Consider the following 18,011-nt stretch of genomic DNA (forward strand, 5'->3'; position numbering starts at 1 on the left):
GGCGGCGGCCCGGGGCGTGGTCATAGCACCGGGTATCCCGCCTCGGCGAGCATCGCGCCCGACAGGTCCCACAGCCGCGCCGCCTTCGCCGGGTCGAGCGCGTGCGCGGCGACGCCGCGCCGCACCCCGGGCACGTGGGGCCCGGCCACCTGGCAGTCCTCGAAGTAGGCGCCGGTGACGCCGTCGACCAGGGGTGACGCCGCGAGCAGCACCGAGGTGGCCGCACCCTGCGCGACGTCCTTCACGGAGATACCCGTCGCGCCCGCCGGGTCGAAGCTCTCCGGCGGAGCCGTCATGTGGCGGCCGAGGTTCGTGCCCCAGATCCGGCCGGGGTTGAGCGCGTTCACCGAGACGCCGTCGCCCGCCCAGCGCCTCGCCGCCTCGACGGCGAACAGCACGTTCGCCGTCTTCGACTGGCTGTAGGCCGCCCACGGGTCGTACGGCGTCCGCTCGAAGTTGACGTCGTCGAACAGCACCTCGCCGTTCACGTGTCCAACCGAGCTCACCGCCACGACGCGGGCGTCCCCGGCGGCGGCCAGCGCGTGGCGCAGGCCGGTGGCGAGCTGGAAGTGACCGAGGTGGTTGGTCGCGAACTGCAGCTCCCAGCCCTGTGCGGTGCGGCGCTCCGGCGTGGCCATGACGCCCGCGTTGGCGACCAATATGTGCAGCGGACCTCGCCACGCGCTCACGAACGCGGCGACGGACGCCGGGTCGGCCAGGTCGAGCCGCGCCACCCGTGCGGCCGGAGCGCCGCTGTCCTTCGCGATCCGCTCGGCCACGCTCTCGCCGGCCGTCGTGTCGCGAACGGCGAGCGTCACATCGGCGCCGGCCGACGCGAGGGCGCGGGCCGTCTCGGTTCCGATGCCGGACGCCGCCCCCGTGACGATCGCCCGCCGGCCCGTCAGGTCGACTCCGGCGATGACCTCGGCCGCGGTGGACGTGGCCCCGAACGGGATGGTGAGTCGTGCCATGGTGATGCCTCTCTCCTCTGGCAGGCCGTCGGAGGCGCCTCCGGACTGGCCTCGCTAGGACCCTCGGATAGGCTCCGTTCCGGAGCCGCATCCGGTTACGTCGACGACTATAACCGGAGCCAGCTCCGGTTAAAGGAAGAGGGGTGCTATGACGACCGGGCAACGGCGGCTGAGGGCGGACGCGCAGGTCAACCACGAACGCGTCCTGGAGGCGGCGGCGCGTGCGTTCGCGCAGGAGGGCGCCGACACCTCGCTCAAGGCGATCGCGAAGAACGCGGGTGTGGGCATCGGCACCCTCTACCGCCGCTTCCCGACGCGTGAGGACCTGATCGAGGCCACCTACCGGAGGGAGACCGAACGGCTGGCGGAATCGGCGGGGGAGCTCCTCGGCCGGCTGCCGCCCGAGGACGCCCTGCGGCAGTGGATGGAGGGCTTCGTCGGCTATGTGATGACCAAGAACGGGATGTCGGAGGCGCTGCCCGGCATCCTCGCCGCGCGGGAGGGCCTGCGAACGCACAGCCGCGACCTGTTGTGCGCGGCCGTCGACCGCCTGCTGCGGGCCGCCGTCGCCGCCGGGACGGTCCGCGACGACGTTCCGGCCGCCGACGTCATGATGGCCGCCGGAGGAGTCGCCCTCATCGCGAGCCACGAGTCACAGCGGGATCTCGCGTCGCGGCTGCTCGATCTCGTGATGGCGGGGCTGCGCCTCACAGCCAGCCTCGGGCCGCCGCCTCCACGCCGGCCTGGAACCGGGTCTCCGCCCCCATCCTCGTCATGATCGTGGAGATGCGCCGGGTGGCGGTCCGCGCGCTGACACCGAGCTGCCGCGCGATGGCCTGATCTTTCAGCCCCGCCTTCAGCATCCGCAGCAGAAGCAGGTCCTCCTCGCTCGGCCGCTCGTCGTCCGGCTGGTCGCCGTGCGCCGCCGCCGCGCCGGCGAGCGGCTCGGCCCGCTCCCAGTACGCGTCGAACAGTTCCATGAGCGCGTCCAGCAGGCCCGAGGGGTGCACCACGGCGAGGCTGTCATAGACGCCGCCGACCAGCGGCACGAGCGCGACCCGCTGGTCCATGATCCTCAGCTTGAACGGCAGGCTCGGCAGCATCCGCGCCTGTTCACCGATGGCGGCCAGTCTGCGGACGGTCTCGAACCGGCCCGGCCGGTGCATCGACTCCGGGCAGTACACCGAGCGGATCTCCACGCCCCGCCGGATCATGCCGAGCGTCGTCGCGATCTCCGTCTCGTTGGTGTCCGGCTGGCCGTTCGCCCACAGGTACGGCGGCCGGTCCAACACCCACATGTGGGTGGTGACCGAGCGGGTGAGCTCCTCCACCCGCCGGTTGACCGCGTCGCGTCCGGAGAGCACCTCCACCATGTCGCTCGGATCGGTGCGCAGCCGCGCCGCCCGGTAGACCTGGGCGAGATCGTCCACCGCGCCTCCGGCCTGGGTGAACGCCGCCTCCATCTCCAGCCGCCGCCGGTTGATCAGGGCGGGCACCGCGTCCTGCGGGCGTACGGGCTGGTAACGGCCGGTCGCGACCCGCCGGACCAGCCCCAGCGCCATGAGACGTGTCATGGCGTGCCTGGTCCGTGAGGGCGGCGCGCCGGCCCACGCCGCGATCTCGGTCACCGTCCGCTCGCCTTGGTCGAGGAGCGCCCGGTAGACGCGCTCGTCGAACTCGCTGATGCCCAACGCCCCCAGCACGGGCCCCGCTCCATCTTGCTCTTGAGATCGTGGCGAATCACGCCACGCTGGCGAAACTGGTCACAAGGGTACCTGGACAACCAATAGCCCCAGGAAGTTCACTCTTTCTCGCCGTTACAGGCGCCGCGCACCCCTGGGCCCAGGAGCGCGCGGTGGAGGAGCGGTACGAGCGCATACCCGTCGCTCCGACGGACGGCGGCTCGCCCTATCCCGGCGAGCACCGTCCCGCGGCATGTCGCGGACCGGCCACCGCCGCCGCCGGCATGCCGCCTCCCTGGGCCCCTCCGCGTGTCGCTGTCTCGCCCCGTGTCGCCCCGTGTCGCCCTGTGTCACCTCGTGTCACGCCATGGCCGGCACCAGTTCCGCCCTGCAACGCACCCGTGTCCCCTGCGCGTCTCTCCGTGTCCCTCGGCGTCTCTTCGTGTCCCTCCGCGGCCCCTCCGCGGTCGTGTGTCCACGGCGCCCTCCGCGTTTCCCGCGCCGCGTCCCGACCCGGAGTCCTCCCGGCGGCATCTGCCCTCATCCGTGCGTCCCGGGTCGGCGATCACTCAGCCCTCCTGTGGCCACTGGCGCCGCTGTAGCCCCGCTGCCCCCCTTGGTCTGTTGGCTCCAAGCCCCCAATGTGGCGCGATGTGAGCGCGTATGCGCGGAGCGTGGTGACCGTTTGTTACATCGAGTTGAACGATTTATTCACGTATTGCCGTAAATATCTTGATCCATCATGATGCTTCCCCGGAAGTTCATTTGAGCCTCTCTAATCCCTTTACCCCCCTGTGGGCACGTGCGTGCCCACATAGGAGATCGCGTGTCACTACCGCACCTACGGCGAATGGTCCTGATCGGGACCGCCGCCCTGGCCATGCTGCTCCCGCAGACCGCGGCGATCGCGGCACCGGCCACTCCCGATCCCACCAAGATCGATAAGGCACTTCAGCAGGACCTCTCCGCCCACGGGAAGACCACCTTCTGGGTACGGCTCAAGGACCACGCCGACCTCGGTGCCGCGCGTGTGGCGAGGAGCAAGAGCGACAAGGGACGGCAGGTCTACCGGCTGAAGACGGAGACCGCCGCGTCGTCCCAGGCCGGCCTGCGCAAGCTCCTCACGAGCGCGCACGCCGACTTCACCCCGTTCTGGATCGTCAACGCCGTCAAGGTGACGGGTGACGCGAAGCTGGCCGCCGACATCGCCAAGCTGCCCGAGGTGGCGTCGATCGAGCCGTCCGTGACCGTCCCGCTCCCGGACCCGCAGCCCGCGAAGGCCGCGAAGGCGGCGACGACCTCGGCCGCCACCGTCGAGTGGAACGTCGACCGGATCAACGCCCCCAAGGTCTGGAACGAGCTCGGCGACCACGGCGAGGGCATCGTCATCGCCAGCATCGACACCGGCGTGCAGTGGGATCACCCCGCCCTGGTCTCCCACTACCGCGGCACCAAGGCCGACGGCACCGTCGACCACAACTACAACTGGTACGACCCGGCCGGCGCCTGCCCCGACCACACGCCGTGCGACGACCGCGGCCACGGCACCCACACCGTCGGCACCATGGTCGGCGGCGACGGCGGAGCCAACAACATCGGCGTCGCCCCCGGGGCCAAGTGGATCGCGGCGAAGGGCTGCCTCATCGACGGCTGCCCCGACTACGCCCTGCTCGCCGCCGGCCAGTGGATCCTCGCGCCCACCGACCTGAACGGCCAGAACCCGCGTCCCGACCTCGCGCCCGACATCGTCAACAACTCCTGGGGCGGCACGGGCATCGACCTCTGGTACAAGGACATGGTCGAGGCGTGGGTCGCCGCCGGCATCTTCCCCGCCTTCTCCAACGGCAACGCGGGGCAGGCGTGCGACACCACCGGGACACCCGGCGGCTACGCGGCCAGCTACAGCGCCGGCGCCTTCGACTCCAGCGGCCAGATCGCCTACTTCTCGTCGAGGGGTCCCGGTGAGAACGGCGAGATCAAGCCGAACATCTCCGCGCCCGGCGTCGACATCCGGTCGGCGCTGCCCGGCAACGGGTACGGGCTGAAGTCGGGCACCTCGATGGCCAGCCCCCACGTCGCCGCGACAGTGGCGCTCATGTGGTCGGCCTCGCCCTACCTGCGGAACGACATCGAGGGCACCCGGGCACTGCTCGACCGTACGGCGGCAGACGTCGACGACGAGAGTTGCGGCGGCACCGCCGCGGACAACTTCGTCTGGGGCGAGGGCATGCTCGACGCGTACGCCGCGGTCAAGTCCACCCCGGCCGGCGAGCTGGGCACGATGACGGGCACGGTCACCTCCGGCGGCGCGCCCGTGGCCGGCGCGACGGTCGGCATCTCCGGGCCGCTGAACCGCACGGTCTCCACCGGGCCGGACGGCACGTACACGCTGCCCCGCCTGCTCAGCGGCGACTACCAGTTCACCGTCCGGAAGTTCGCGTACGACGACGTCACCCGGACCGTCACCGTCGCCGTCGACCAGACCGTCACGGCGGACGCGACGCTGACGGCTCAGGCCATGAGCACGGTGTCGGGAACCGTCACCAGCGTGGGCGAGCCCGAGTCGGGCGCCACGGTGACCGCGGCCGGCACCCCCGCCACCACCGTGACCGATGCCCGCGGCCACTACGAGCTGCTGCTGCCGCACACGACCTACGACCTGAAGGTCACCGCGGACTCGTTGTGCGCCGAGGACGCCACCGTGTCCGTCACGGTGGGCGGTGACACGACCAAGGACATCGAGCTGTCCAGCCACATCGACGCCTTCGGCTACACCTGCAGGAGCGGGAAGGAGGCGTACGTCGAGGCCACCACGCCGCAGCCGCTCACGGACGACGACGACACCCAGGTGATCGACCTGCCGTTCGCCTTCCCGTTCTACGGCAAGACGTACACCAGGGGCCGGATCAGCACCAACGGCTACCTGACCTTCGGCATGGCCAACGGCTACTCCTTCCCGAGCAACACGACCCTGCCCCGGCAGGACGAGATCAACGCCGGTGTCTACCCGTACTGGGACGACCTCGCACTGTACGGCCCGGAGGCGCTCTACACCGCCGTCCTCGGGACGGCGCCCAACCGCACCTTCGTCGTCGAGTGGCGCAACGTGAAGTTCTACAACGCCGACGAGTTCTTCTCGTTCGAGGCGCTGCTCGGAGAGGACGGCTCCGTCGAGTTCCGCTACCGCGGTCTCGACACCGTCCGCAAGGCGGGCGAGAGCGCCACGGTCGGCATCGAGAACGAGGACGGCACCGACGCGTTCCAGTACTCCTTCGAGAGCCCGGTCCTGCGCGACGGCCAGAGCCTGACCATCGCCGCCCGCGGCCGCGGGCTGCTCACCGGGGTCGTCACCGACGCCAACGACGGCGGCCCGCTGGCCGGCGCGACCGTGCGGGTCGACGACGCCGCCGCCTTCACGACGGGCCCCGACGGCGCCTTCCTCGGGCAGGTGCCCGCCGGCGACCACCGGGTGGAGATCTCGGCGGACAACTACGGCACCCTCACCAAGGAGGTCACGGTCGCCGCCGGCGGGCGGAACCGGATGGACGCCGCCCTGGCCACCGGCCGGGTCACCGCGTCCACCGACCGGGTCACCCTGGTGATGCCGGCCTCCGCCACCAGGAAGAGCACCTTCCAGCTCGCCAACCCGGGCGCCGACGCGACGTACACCGTCGAGAACGACCCGGCGCAGACCTGGCTGAGCGTGACCCCGGCGAGCGGGCGGCTCGCGGCGGGCGCGACGGCGACCATCCAGGTCGCCGCCTCCAGCGCGGGTGTCGAGCCCGGCACCGTCCGCACCGGAACGCTGCTCGTGCGGTCGTCGAGCGGCCGGGCCCCGGTGGTTCCGGTCACCGTGCTCGTGGTGGTGCCGAAGGTCCAGGTCGCCGTCGAGGCGGGCGGCGGCAAGGCCGTGACCGACGCCGGCGGCGACACGTGGGCGGCCGACCGGAAGTTCACCACCGGCGGGTACGGCTACGTGGGCGACGACACGAAGGCGAGCACGTCGGCCACGGACGTCAAGGGCACCACCGAGCAGGGACTGTTCCGCAGCGCCCGTGAGGGCATGCGGGCGTACCGGTTCGACCGCCTGCCCGACGGCGTCTACACCGTGGAGCTCGGCTTCGCCGAGACCCGGCACAAGAAGCCGGGCAAGCGGGTCTTCGACGTCTCCGTCGCGGGCCGCCGGGTGATCGAGGGTCTCGACCTCGCCAGGGAGGCCGGCGAGAACACGGCGGTCACCCGCCAGTACACGGTGAAGGTCGCCGGCGGCCGGCTCGACGTGGCGTTCCGGGCGCGTGTGGGTGATCCGATCGTGAACTTCGTCCGCGTGACCGAGCGTCCCGACAGGACCGCCTCGTAACGGTCGTGCCACACGGCCGGCCCGTCCCGCGACCACGGGGCGGGCCGGTCGGCCGTTTCAGTCGTTTCAGCCGCCTCGGCGGCTCACTCGTCCTCCGCCGCCAGGATGCTCAGCAGGGACAGCGCGTCCTCCGAGGCGGTCCCGGGGTCGGCCTGGCAGACGAAGAGCAGCACGCCGGGGGCGCTCTCGACCGACAGCGTGTCGTGCCGCAGGTCCAGGCCGCCGAGGTCGTGGTGGTGCATGCGCTTGTACTCGCCGGCCCCGACGTCGCTCCGCGCCCACAGCCGGCGGAACTCCCGGCTCTCCGAACACAGCTCGTCCACCAGCCGGGCCAGGGCCGGCACGGGCCCGGCCGAGGCGGCGGCGCGCAGATGGGCCACCTTCGACCGCGCCTCCTGCTCCCAGTGCGGGAAGAACTCGCGGGCGGCGTCGGACAGGAACGTGTGCCGCATCAGGTTGTCGGTGTGGTCCATGCCCTTGAAGAGGGTGCGGGCCATGCTGTTCGCGGCCAGCACGTCGAGCCGCCTGTTGACGGCGAAGACCGGCGCGTGCCGCCAGCCGTCGACGATCCGCAGGACCCTGCCCGGGACCTGCGTGTCGCCGCCCGGGTGGGCCACGCGGTGCAGATACTCCATGCAGCCGTCGTCGAGGCCGAACACCCGCCCCAGGGCGCCGAGCACCCAGTCGGGCGGCTCGAGCGCGTCGCCTCGTTCGAGGCGCGCGTAGTAGGCCGGGTTGATTCCGGCCAGCAGCGCGACCTCCTCCTGCCGGAGCCCGGCGGCGGGCTCGTCGCCCCGCCCCGGCGGGCCGTCGGGCCGCGCCGCCGAGCGGAGCGCGCGAAGCAGATCGGCGAGAACGTCCACTCCGCCACGCTACGACGCGAGCCGGCCGGGGAGGATGGGTGCGTCACTCCCCTGATCGCCCGGCTCCGCCGCCGCACCAGTGCCGACCAGTGCGGACCCGGGCAGGGGACCGGGCCGGCCACCCCGGCGTCGCACCCCGTGGCCGCCGCCTGAAAGGCTGGGGCCCTGCGAGGCGCGAGGCGAGGAGGGCGCGGAGATGACACAGCAGGTGCCCGAGGGGGAACCGGGACGCCCCGCGGTCCCCCAGTCGGTGCTCAGCCCGCTGACGACGGCGGCGATCTTCCTCGTGGTGACGATCGCCCCCGGAGGCGAGGCGGTCGCGCGGGACCTGCTGACCGACCTGCCCGCGCTCCAGCGGTCGGTCGGCTTCCGGGCGGGCGAGGCCAGGCTGAGCTGCGTCGCCGGCATCGGCTCGAAGGCGTGGGACCGCCTCTTCGCCGGGCCCCGCCCGGCCGGGCTGCACGACTTCCGGGAGCTGCGCGGGCCGGTCCACACGGCCGTGTCCACCCCCGGCGATCTGCTCTTCCACATCCGGGCGATGCGGCTCGACCTGTGCTTCGAGCTGGCCTCCCACATCATGGACCGGCTGCGCGGCTCGGTCGTGGTCCGCGACGAGGTCCACGGCTTCACCTACTTCGACGAACGCGATCTGCTGGGCTTCGTCGACGGCACCGAGAACCCCGTCGGCCCGGTCGCGAGCGAGGCCGTGCTGATCGGCCGCGAGGACCCGGAGTTCGCCGGAGGCAGCTACGTCATCGTGCAGAAGTACCTGCACGATCTCCAGGCGTGGAACGCGCTGCCCGTGGAGGAACAGGAGAAGGTGATCGGGCGGACCAAGCTGTCCGACATCGAGCTGGACGACGCCGTCAAACCCGGCAACTCGCACGTCGCCCTGACCACGATCACCGACCCCGACGGCACCGAGCGGCGCATCCTCCGCGACAACATGCCGTTCGGCAACGTCGGGCGCGGCGAGTTCGGCACCTACTTCATCGGCTACGCCCGCACCCCCGCGGTGACGGAGAAGATGCTGGAGAACATGTTCCTCGGCGATCCGCCCGGCAACACCGACAGGATCCTCGACTTCTCCACGGCGGTCACCGGCTCGCTCTTCTTCGCGCCCAGCGCCGACTTCCTCGACGACCTTCCCGAACCACCCGGCGCCGGCCACGCGGCCGAGACCGGCCCCGACCTCGATGCCCGGCCCTCGCCCGACGGGTCGCTGGGGATCGGCGACCTGAAGAGGAGCATGTCCCGATGAACAACCTGCATCGCGAACTGGCGCCCATCTCCGAGGCCGCCTGGGCCGACCTGGAGGAGGAGGCGCGGCGCACGTTCCGGCGGCACGTGGCGGGCCGGCGGGTCGTCGACGTGCCCGAGCCGGCCGGGCTGGAGCTGGCCGCCGTCTCCACCGGCCACCTCGACCCCGTCGAGCCCCCCGCCGCCGGCGTCGTCGCGCGCACCCGCAGGTCGCAGCCGATCCTTGAGCTGCGGGTGCCGTTCACGGTGGACCGGGCGCAGGTCGACGACGTCGAGCGGGGAGCCAAGGACGCCGACTGGCAGCCGGTCAAGGTCGCCGCCAAGCGGATCGCGTTCGCCGAGGACCGCGCGATCTTCGAGGGGTACGCCGCGGCCGGCATCTCCGGCATCCGCGAGAGCGCGTCGAACCCGGCCGTCCCGCTCCCCGCCGAGGTGGGAGACTACCCCGACGCCATCAGCCACGCGATCTCGGCGCTGCGCCTCGCGGGGGTCGGCGGGCCGTACGACCTGGTGCTCAGCGCCGCCGCCTACACGGCCGTCAACGAGACCTCGGTGTACGGCTATCCCGTCCACGAGCACATCGCCCGCCTGCTCAGCGGGAAGATCATCTGGGCGCCCGCCATCGACGGGGCGTACCTGGTCTCCAGCCGGGGCGGCGACTTCGAGCTGTGCATCGGGCAGGACCTGTCCATCGGCTACCTGTCCCACGACGCCACCGGCGTCGAGCTGTACTTCCAGGAGACCCTGACCTTCCTCGTCCACACCGCCGAGGCCGCCGTGGCGCTCACGCCGTCCGCTGGCTGACGCGGCTCATCCCACCGGCGGCCGGGACGGCGGTGCCGCCGGTACCGCCGGTACCCTCCGTTCGGTCGAGCCCTCCTGACCGGCGTGCCCGAGCGCGCGCGAGATCGCCCGCGCGCTGGTGCGGACCAGCGGAGCCAGCGCCCGCGGGTGGGCCGTCCCGTACCGGACGACGAGGGACACCGCGGCGACGACCCTCCCGGTCCCGTCGCGGACGGGCGCGGCGACCGAGAGGGTGTCGAGGGAGATCTGCCGGTCGCTGACCGCGTATCCCCGCGCGCGGGTGTCCGCGAGCGCGGCCCTGAGCTCGCCGAGCGTCGTCATCGTGCGCTCGGTGTGGCGCCTGACCGGGGTGGCGAGGACGATCTCCTGCACGTCGACGGGCGCGTGAGCCAGCAGGACGAGCCCGACGCCCGTCGACGTCAGTGCGAACCTGCCGCCGACACGGGTCAGCACCGGCACGGCCACCGTTCCGGCGATCCGCTCCAGGAACACGGCCTCGGTGCCCTCGCGCACGGCGAGCTGCACGTTCTCCCTGGTCACATGGGACAGGTCCTCAAGGTAGGGCAGTGCCGCCTCGCGCAGACCCTGTCCGCGCGGGGCGAGTGACCCGATCTCCCACAGGCGCAGGCCGACGTGGTAGCAGCCCCGCTGGTCGCGCTCCAGCGCGCCCCACGCCACGAGCTCGGCCGCCAGCCGGTGGACGGTGGAGACGGGCAGCCCGGCGCGCCGGGACAACTCGCTCAGCGTCAGCGCCCGCCGGTCGGCCGTGAACGCGCCGAGAATCTGCAGGGCGCGGGCCACCACGGGGCCGGTGCGCTCCAGCGCCTCCCCACCGGGGCCGGCCTGCGTCGCCCCGGCCGCGCGGCGGACGGCCTCGCCGGCCCGGCCGGTCGCGTTCCCGCTCATCCGGTCAGAATGGCACAGGCCGCCCGTGCCGTACATGCCGCGAATGCCGTCAATGCCGTGCCGTCAATGCCGTGCCGTACGGGCCCCTGGCAGTACGTGCCCGTGCCGCACGGCGGTCACAGGCCGAGGACCAGCCTCGGGGACGCGGCGCGGGAGACGCAGACGTACATGATGTCGCCCGCCGCGCGCTCCTCCTCGGTGAGGAGCGAGTCGCGGTGATCGACCTCGCCCGCCAGCACCTCCGTCTCACAGGTGCCGCAGGTGCCCTCCCGGCAGGACGACAGGATCGGCACGCCCGCCTCCTCCAGCACCTCCAGGATCGAGCGGTCCGGCGGCACAGTGAGGGTGACGCCGGTGACCGCGAGCTCGACCTCGAACGGCCGCGACCTGACCGGCTCGCCCACGTCCCTGGGGGTGAAGCGCTCCACGTGCAGCGTCCCCGGCGGCCACGCCGCGCACCGGCGTTCCACCGCCTCGATCAGGCCCTCGGGGCCGCAGCAGTACACGAGGACGCCGGGCCGCGGCCGCGAGAGAAGGGCGTCGAGGTCGAGCAGGCCGTGCTCGTCCAGGGGACGCAGCCGCACCCGGTCGCCGTACGCACTCGCCAGCTCGGCCGCGAAGGCCATCGACGTCGCGGTGCGGCCCCCGTAGGTCAGCGACCACTCGGCCCCGGCCGCCTCCGCGGCGGCCACCATCGGCACGATCGGGGTGATGCCGATCCCTCCGGCGATGAAGAGGTAGCCCTGGGCCGGCTCCAGCGGGAAGTGATTGCGCGGGCCCCGGACGAGGACGGCGGCGTCCCGCTCCAGCTTCGTGTGCACGAGCTCGGAGCCGCCGCGGCCGCCCGGCTCCCGCTGCACGGCGACCCGCCAGACCCGGAGGTCCGCCGGGTCGCCGCACAGCGAGTACTGCCGGACCAGGCCGTCCGCGAGGACGAGGTCGACGTGCGCCCCCGGCGCCCACGCCGGCAGGTCCGCGCCGGCCGGATCCAGCAGGTCCAGGGTGATCACCCCGTCGGCGCGTGGCTCCCGCGCGCCGACGACGAGGAGCCGTTCCGGCTCCGCTCCGCCCGTCACGGCGCCGCCCCCGCTCCCGCGAGCACCGCAGGGCCGGACCCGGGCACGGACGCCCGGCCACGGGTGTCGTGTCCGACGGGGTGAGCCAGCAGCCAGTCCCACACCTCCACCGGGCCGTCCGCCACGGTGGCGGCGCCGCAGTGGCAGAACCCCCGCAACTGGTCGCTTCCGGGCAGCCACTCGACGCGGAACACCCCGCGGGCCGCACGGGACGGGTCCACGCTCATCCGAGCCTCAGCCCTTGGCGGCGGACGGCGCGGCCGAACCCCGCTCGATGAGTTTGGCGAGCATCCTGCGGGCGGCGAGGCCGCCGGTGTCGATGTTGATCGACAGCTCCTGGTAGCCCTCCGGCTCCGCCGCGATCGACTTCTCCAGCGCGTTCAGCGCGGCGACGTCCTGCAGCACGACCGTGCGGTTCTGCTCGGCCAGGAAATCGGACACGCTCTGGTCCTCCTGGGCGAAGTCACGGGCGACGGCCCAGAAGTTGTGGGTCGAGGTGTCCGTCTCCGGGGTCATGGCGTAGACGACCTCGACGTGGAACGCGCCGGGGTCGGTGCCGTCGTCGTGCGGCAGGACGCCGAGAGGGGCGATGCGCGAGTGCAGCGTGTAGAGGCACGGCGGCATGTACTCGATGTCCTGCCACCGCATGATCCGTCCGTTCAGGCCGGTGGATTTGGAGTAGAACGGCGGGCACTCCGCGTCGTCCATGTGCCTGCTCACGTAGACGATGCCGGCGTCCTCGTCGACCTCGGTGGTGATCGGCGTGGCGGCCACCTCGGGCGTGCCGATGTATCCGCCGTGCAGGTACGTCTCGTGGCTGAGGTCGAGCAGGTTGTCGACGAGCAGCCCGAACCTGGCCCGCAGCGGCTCCATGCCGGAGACGGTGGCGTAGCCGGGGGACTCCAGCCACGGCGCCCGGGGCACACGCGCCGGGTCGGCCTTGGCGGGGTCGCCGATCCACACCCAGACGAACGAGTCCTGCTCGACGACCGGGTAGGAGGTGAGCCGGGCGGCGCGGGGGATCCTGGTCTGGCCGGGTACGGCGGTGCAACGGCCGTCGGCGGCGTAGGTGAAGCCGTGGTAGCCGCAGACCACCTGGTCGTCGACCAGCGCGGACGGCGGCTGCGACAGGGGGAACCGGCGGTGCACGCAGCGGTTGGACACGGCGGTGACGGACCCGGCCTGGGTGCGCCAGAACAGGATCGACTCGTTGCAGACGGTGCGGCTGAAGAGCTCGTGCCCGATCTCGCGCCCGTAGGCGGCGACGTACCACTGGTCGCGGGGGAATGTCGGCACAGGCGACTCCTTCGTCATCCGGGGGGGTGGCGGCGTCTCCCGGCCCGCGGGAGAGAAGGACCGGGCGAGAAGAATCGTGACCTTTTACCCGTTGACCGTAAAATGCGACTTTCCGAATGCCGGAAAACAAATGTGAGGGGTGGCCACCGCGCCCCGGGCCAACGCGGGTGAGCCGCCCCCGGGCGTGTGCCGGGGGCGGCTCGGTCGCGATCGCGGCGTTCGGTCTACCTGAGGTGGATCACCGGTAGCCGGCGGCGACGATGTTGGCCTGGACGGCGTCCTCGGTGGCGGCCGTCGGGTAGCCGGAGGTCATGACGCCTTCGTAGAAGGTGCCGGCGGCGCCGTGGCTGTTGTCGCCGCCGATGCCGAGGATGATGGCGCCTTCCTTCTTCATCGGGTTGTAGCCCGACACGTTGGGCCGCACGCCGTCGTAGAAGGTCCCCAGGCCGCCCGACTGGGCGTTGCCGCCGCGGATGGCCCAGTGGTTCGGCTCACCCTTGACGATGGCGGTCAGGTAGCGGTGGCTGATGCTCGGGTCACCCGCGTTGTAGTGCTGGTTCACGCCGGAGAACAGGCCGTTCTCCAGGTCGGCCATGATCCACGGGCCGTTGCCCGCGCCGTAGCCCCAGACCTTGATGTTGCCGAAGTAGATGGCCTCCATCGTGCCGTTGCCGTTGTCACGGCTGTTGGTCTCGGCGTTGCCGTAGTCGAAGCAGCAGCCGCCGTTGTAGTGCGTGCCGTCGAAGATGGCGTACATGCCCTCGGGCTGGTCGCCCTTGGCGATGCCGTTGGTGGAGTTGTTGCGGTAGCCGACACCGGGATCGACGTAGACGCCGTACGCCTTCTGCCCGTAGACCGTGGTCGGCGCCTTGGTCGCGGTGGCGAGGTTGTCGTAGCCGCCCGCGGCCGGGCCGGAGAACCCGCCGGGAGGCGCCTGGGTCAGGCGGTTGTTGCGGCCGGACTGGTCGTAGATGATCGTGATGAGGCAGGTCGTGCCGGCGCAGAACGAGTCCTGCGCCGCCGCGTTGGCGGCGCCACCCGGGCTCAGCACGCCGATGTCACGGGTGGTGTTGTCCGAGGATCGCCGCACCTGGTAGAGCGCGCCGTTGTAGTTCGCGTACAGCGCGCGGGTCGTGCTGTGCGCGGCCACACAGGGCGTGCCGCCCGCGGCGTAGATGTCGCACGGCTGCCTGGTCGGCGTGCCGGACGGCGAGGCCGAGGGCGAGGCGGACGGCGAGATCGACGGCGAAGCCGAGGGCGACGTCGACGGCGAGGTGGACGGCGAGGTCGTCACACCGCCGGTGCAGGCGACCCCGTTGAGCGAGAAGCTCGTCGGCACGGGGTTGGTGCCGTTCCAGGAGCCGTTGAAGCCGAAGGACGTGTTGCCGCCGGTGCCGATGGTGGCGTTGTAGGAGACGTTGGTCACCGTGACCTGGGAGCCCGACTGGGTGTAGGTGCCGTTCCACAGCTGGGTGATCGTCTGCCCGGCGGAGAACGACCAGGTCAGCCGCCAGCCGTCGATCGGGTCTCCGAGGTTGGTGATGGTGACGTTGGTGCCGAAGCCGCCGGGCCAGGAGTTGTTCACCGTGTAGTCGACCCGGCATCCGGCCGCGGCCTCGGCCGCGGTCGTCGTCAGGGCGCCGACGACGCCGACGGCCCCGGTCAGCAGGGCGGCGACGGCGGCTGCCGAAAGCCTCAGCCGCCGGTGAAAGGAGTTGTCATGTCGCACAGGTGTGTTCCCATTCTCCGAGTTGTGACGGTCATCCGCGGCGGCCGAGTGCGCACGGTCGAGCCGCCGTTCAGGAGCCTTCGCCGGTCGAGTCTTCTGTTAGCGCTAACATTCGATGGCCGATCCCGGCTGTGGCTCCGTTCGCGAATGGCGCGTATCGCTGTGCGGAGCCAATCCCCGTGGCGCGGGGTCAGTCAACGAGCCGGGCCCCGCCCCATATCCGTACGGCTCCATGTGGTCCGGTGTGAGCTGCGATTTCGGGCCGCGAGGTCGGGCGGCTACGCCGGGCGGAGCCGAAACTTTCATTCCACGGCCGCCGGTGAGGCGGGTGTGCGGGCGGCCGATACGGCCGGCCGGATGGCGCTCCGGCTCGGCGCCTGGCCGGGGTCCGCGCGAATCGGCCAATTGTAAATTAAACGTTAATTCGGGCACATAGCATAATTTGTCCGGCTAATCTGCTTAATGAAAGTAGGGAATGTCGCGAGAAGGTGTGACAGTCCGTCGTCCCGCGTTCCCCGGGATGGGGGGAGCGGCCGGGAGAGTGCCGGAAGGGTGCGCGGGTGACCCCCTGGGGTGCGTCCCGGCGGGCCGTGGCGGGGTGTTGAGAGCGACGGGTGACAACGAATGGGACGAATGGTGACGGACGGGAGGTGGGCGGTGCCGGCTGGGCTCCGGAATTTGAACGTTTCACTCCGTGACCCGTCCCTCCGGGATCGCCGGTGCGCCAGCGGCGAGGCCCACCGCGGCGGGTGTGCCGGCGGCGCCGGGAGAGCCCGGCGGCGGACCGGTCCACACAGCGGCAGTACGGCCGGGGTGCCGCGCCCCGCGCACCGCCCCGGCGGCGCTGTCAGGGCTGGTCAGGCGGGTAGGTCAGCTCCGGTTCGCGGGTTGTGCCGCTCGCGCGTGACGACGACTGCCCTGTTAACGTTAACGGCAAGGGGGTGAAGCCCATGGCGGGGCGGCGGGATGGGCAGCCACGGGTGGGAAAGCCGGCGGTGCTGGGCGATGTCGCACAGCTCGCCGGGGTGTCGGCGATGACCGCTTCACGGGTGCTGAACGCGCCCGAACTCGTGCGCGCGGACACCCGCGCCCGGGTCCTCGCGGCCATGCGGGAGTTGGACTACCGGCCCAACGCGGCCGCGCGGCAGCTCGTCACCGGACGTTCGGGGGTGCTGGGCGTGGTGAGCGTCGACACCACCCAGTACGGCCCGGCCTCCACGCTCTACTGCATCGAGCGGGCCGCGCGGCAGAGCGGCTACACCGTCAGCATCGCCAGCCTGAGCAACCTCAACCGCCTCTCCATGGAGGAGGGGGTCGACCGCCTGCGGGCGCAGTCGGTCGACGGCGTCATCATCGTGGCGCCGCACGAGTCCGCCACGGAGGGGCTGCGTCACCTGCCGCCCGAGTTCCCCGTGGTCGCCGTCGGGGCGGGGGAGAACGCCTCCGTTCCTGTGGTCATGGTCGACCAGCGGGCCGGAGCCGCCCGGGCGACCCGGCACCTCCTCGACCTGGGCCACGAGACGGTGTGGCACGTCGCCGGGCCGGCGAACTGGATCGACGCGGGCGCCCGGATCGAGGGCTGGCGTGAGGTGCTGGAGGCGGAGGGCCGGCCGGTTCCCGAGCCGCTGCGCGGCGATTGGAGCCCCCGCTCGGGATACCAGCTCGGCAAGCTCCTCGCGCGTGATCCGTCCGTGACGGCGGTCTTCGTGGGCAACGACCAGATGGCGCTCGGCGTCCTGCGCGCCCTCCGCGAGGCGGGGCGCAGCACCCCGCGCGACGTCAGCGTGGTCGGCTTCGACGACCTGCCCGAGGCCTCCTACTTCTGGCCGCCGCTGACCACGCTCCGGCAGGATTTCGGCGAGGTCGGCCGGCAGGCGTTCCGGCTCTTCGAGTCCCGCGTGGCCGGTGAGAACGGCGTAGCCGTCCGCCACCTGGTCGAGCCCGAGCTCGTCGTCAGGGACAGCACCGGGGCGGCGCCCCACCGCGGCTGAGCGGCCGGAGGCCCAGCCGGGCCTCCGGTCCCTCCTCGCCGCGCCTCCTCCTGTGGGGCCCCGCCGCGGCCGGAGGCCGCCACCGCCATCACGTAGAGTGCTGGAGATCATCGACATCCTGTGTTGGCCCGGGGGACGCCGAGTCGAGCAGCATGAAGTGATGCGGATGCCCCTGCGAGGAGGATTTCCATGAAATATCGGCCACTCGGTGACGCGCAGGTCAGTGCGATCGGCCTCGGCGGCATGCCGATGTCGATCGAGGGGCGCCCGGACGAGCGGCGCTCCGTGGCGACCATCCACGCGGCGCTCGACGCCGGGGTCACGCTGATCGACACGGCGGACGCGTACCACATCCACGCGGACGAGGTGGGCCACAACGAGTCGCTGATCGCGCGGGCGCTGGCCGGATACGGCGGCGACACCAGCGATGTGATCGTCGCGACCAAGGGCGGCCACCTGCGTCCCGGCGACGGCTCGTGGACGGTGAACGGCTCGCCCGATCACCTGAAGGAGGCCTGCGACGCCTCGCTCAAGCGGCTCGGCGTGGACGCCATCGGTCTCTACCAGTTCCACCGGCCCGACCCGAGAGTGCCCTACGCCGACTCCGTCGGCGCGATCCGCGACCTGCTGGACGCGGGCAAGATCCGCTACGCCGGCGTCTCGAACGCCAATCCGGAGCAGATCCGGGAGGCGAACGAGATCCTCGGCGGCCGTCTGGTCAGCGTGCAGAACCAGTTCTCGCCGTCGTTCCGCAGCAGCGAACCCGAGCTCGACCTGTGCGCGGACATGGACATCGCCTTCCTGCCGTGGAGCCCGCTCGGCGGCACCGGCCGGGCCGGCGGGCTCGGCAGCCGGTTCGCGCCCTTCGCCGAGGTCGCCCGCGAGCACGGGGTCAGCCCGCAGCAGGTGTGCCTGGCGTGGATGCTGGCGAAGGCTCCGGTGGTGATTCCCATCCCCGGCTCCTCACGCCCCGAGACCATCCTCGACTCCGTCAAGGCCGTCGACCTGGAGCTGTCCGCGGACGAGATCGCCACACTCGACGCGGCGGGCTGAGCGCCCATCCGGATGGCGGG

Annotated in this window: 14 protein-coding genes; 6 read left to right on the forward strand and 8 right to left on the reverse strand. The window is 72.0% G+C overall.

What is annotated here, in order from left to right:
- Window positions 1–20 precede the first annotated feature (20 nt).
- Window positions 21–971 (reverse strand): SDR family NAD(P)-dependent oxidoreductase, encoded by a 951-nt coding sequence (locus tag JOL79_RS08980; RefSeq protein ID WP_210155259.1) that lies wholly within the window; start codon window positions 969–971, stop codon window positions 21–23.
- A gap of 148 nt (window positions 972–1,119) precedes the next feature.
- On the opposite strand from JOL79_RS08980, the gene JOL79_RS08985 reads away from it, so the two are divergent.
- Window positions 1,120–1,749, forward strand: coding sequence for a TetR/AcrR family transcriptional regulator (locus JOL79_RS08985; protein ID WP_210155260.1), 630 nt, complete (start codon window positions 1,120–1,122; stop codon window positions 1,747–1,749).
- Here the strand turns inward: JOL79_RS08985 and JOL79_RS08990 are convergent.
- On the reverse strand, window positions 1,679–2,674 hold the full coding sequence (locus JOL79_RS08990) for a helix-turn-helix transcriptional regulator (protein WP_210155261.1): 996 nt from the start codon (window positions 2,672–2,674) through the stop codon (window positions 1,679–1,681). The genes JOL79_RS08985 and JOL79_RS08990 overlap by 71 nt on opposite strands.
- 829 nt (window positions 2,675–3,503) lie before the next feature.
- Between JOL79_RS08990 and JOL79_RS08995 the strand changes: the two genes are divergently transcribed.
- A complete protein-coding gene (locus JOL79_RS08995) occupies window positions 3,504–7,013 on the forward strand; it encodes a S8 family serine peptidase (protein WP_210155262.1) in 3,510 nt (1,169 codons plus the stop codon).
- A gap of 83 nt (window positions 7,014–7,096) precedes the next feature.
- Here the strand turns inward: JOL79_RS08995 and JOL79_RS09000 are convergent, their stop codons facing one another.
- Entirely contained in the window at window positions 7,097–7,876 is a 780-nt protein-coding gene (locus tag JOL79_RS09000; RefSeq protein ID WP_210155263.1) for a helix-turn-helix domain-containing protein, read from the reverse strand.
- Window positions 7,877–8,072: 196 nt separating this feature from the next.
- Between JOL79_RS09000 and JOL79_RS09005 the strand changes: the two genes are divergently transcribed.
- Window positions 8,073–9,137, forward strand: a complete 1,065-nt coding sequence (locus JOL79_RS09005; protein WP_210155264.1) for a Dyp-type peroxidase — start codon at window positions 8,073–8,075, stop codon at window positions 9,135–9,137.
- Window positions 9,134–9,940 carry a family 1 encapsulin nanocompartment shell protein gene (locus JOL79_RS09010; protein ID WP_210155265.1) on the forward strand — a complete coding sequence of 269 codons (807 nt, stop codon included), beginning with the start codon at window positions 9,134–9,136 and terminating at the stop codon, window positions 9,938–9,940. The genes JOL79_RS09005 and JOL79_RS09010 overlap by 4 nt, the downstream gene beginning before the upstream one ends.
- Window positions 9,941–9,946: 6 nt before the next feature.
- Here the strand turns inward: JOL79_RS09010 and JOL79_RS09015 are convergent, their stop codons facing one another.
- The 5 genes from JOL79_RS09015 to JOL79_RS09035 form a co-directional block, all read right to left on the reverse strand.
- The gene (locus JOL79_RS09015; RefSeq protein WP_210155266.1) at window positions 9,947–10,846 is read right to left on the reverse strand and encodes an IclR family transcriptional regulator; all 900 of its coding nucleotides are present in this window, start codon (window positions 10,844–10,846) and stop codon (window positions 9,947–9,949) included.
- A gap of 116 nt (window positions 10,847–10,962) precedes the next feature.
- Entirely contained in the window at window positions 10,963–11,922 is a 960-nt protein-coding gene (locus JOL79_RS33845) for a PDR/VanB family oxidoreductase (RefSeq protein ID WP_210155267.1), read from the reverse strand.
- On the reverse strand, window positions 11,919–12,149 hold the full coding sequence (locus JOL79_RS09025) for a hypothetical protein (RefSeq protein WP_210155268.1): 231 nt from the start codon (window positions 12,147–12,149) through the stop codon (window positions 11,919–11,921). Before JOL79_RS09025 ends, JOL79_RS33845 begins: the two co-directional genes overlap by 4 nt.
- Before the next feature lie 7 nt (window positions 12,150–12,156).
- Entirely contained in the window at window positions 12,157–13,218 is a 1,062-nt protein-coding gene (locus tag JOL79_RS09030) for a Rieske 2Fe-2S domain-containing protein (protein WP_210155269.1), read from the reverse strand.
- Between the two features lie 238 nt (window positions 13,219–13,456).
- On the reverse strand, window positions 13,457–14,947 hold the full coding sequence (locus JOL79_RS09035) for an arabinofuranosidase catalytic domain-containing protein (protein ID WP_210155270.1): 1,491 nt from the start codon (window positions 14,945–14,947) through the stop codon (window positions 13,457–13,459).
- Between the two features lie 980 nt (window positions 14,948–15,927).
- Here JOL79_RS09035 and JOL79_RS09040 point away from each other — a divergent pair.
- Both JOL79_RS09040 and JOL79_RS09045 read left to right on the forward strand, forming a co-directional pair.
- Window positions 15,928–16,938: a LacI family DNA-binding transcriptional regulator gene (locus tag JOL79_RS09040; protein ID WP_307848419.1), complete on the forward strand. Its 1,011-nt coding sequence runs from the start codon at window positions 15,928–15,930 to the stop codon at window positions 16,936–16,938.
- 189 nt (window positions 16,939–17,127) lie between these two features.
- Window positions 17,128–17,991: an aldo/keto reductase gene (locus JOL79_RS09045; protein ID WP_210155272.1), complete on the forward strand. Its 864-nt coding sequence runs from the start codon at window positions 17,128–17,130 to the stop codon at window positions 17,989–17,991.
- Window positions 17,992–18,011 lie beyond the last annotated feature (20 nt).

The sequence above is a fragment of the Microbispora oryzae genome (assembly GCF_017896165.1).
In the GTDB taxonomy this organism is placed as follows: Bacteria; Actinomycetota; Actinomycetes; order Streptosporangiales; family Streptosporangiaceae; genus Microbispora; species Microbispora oryzae.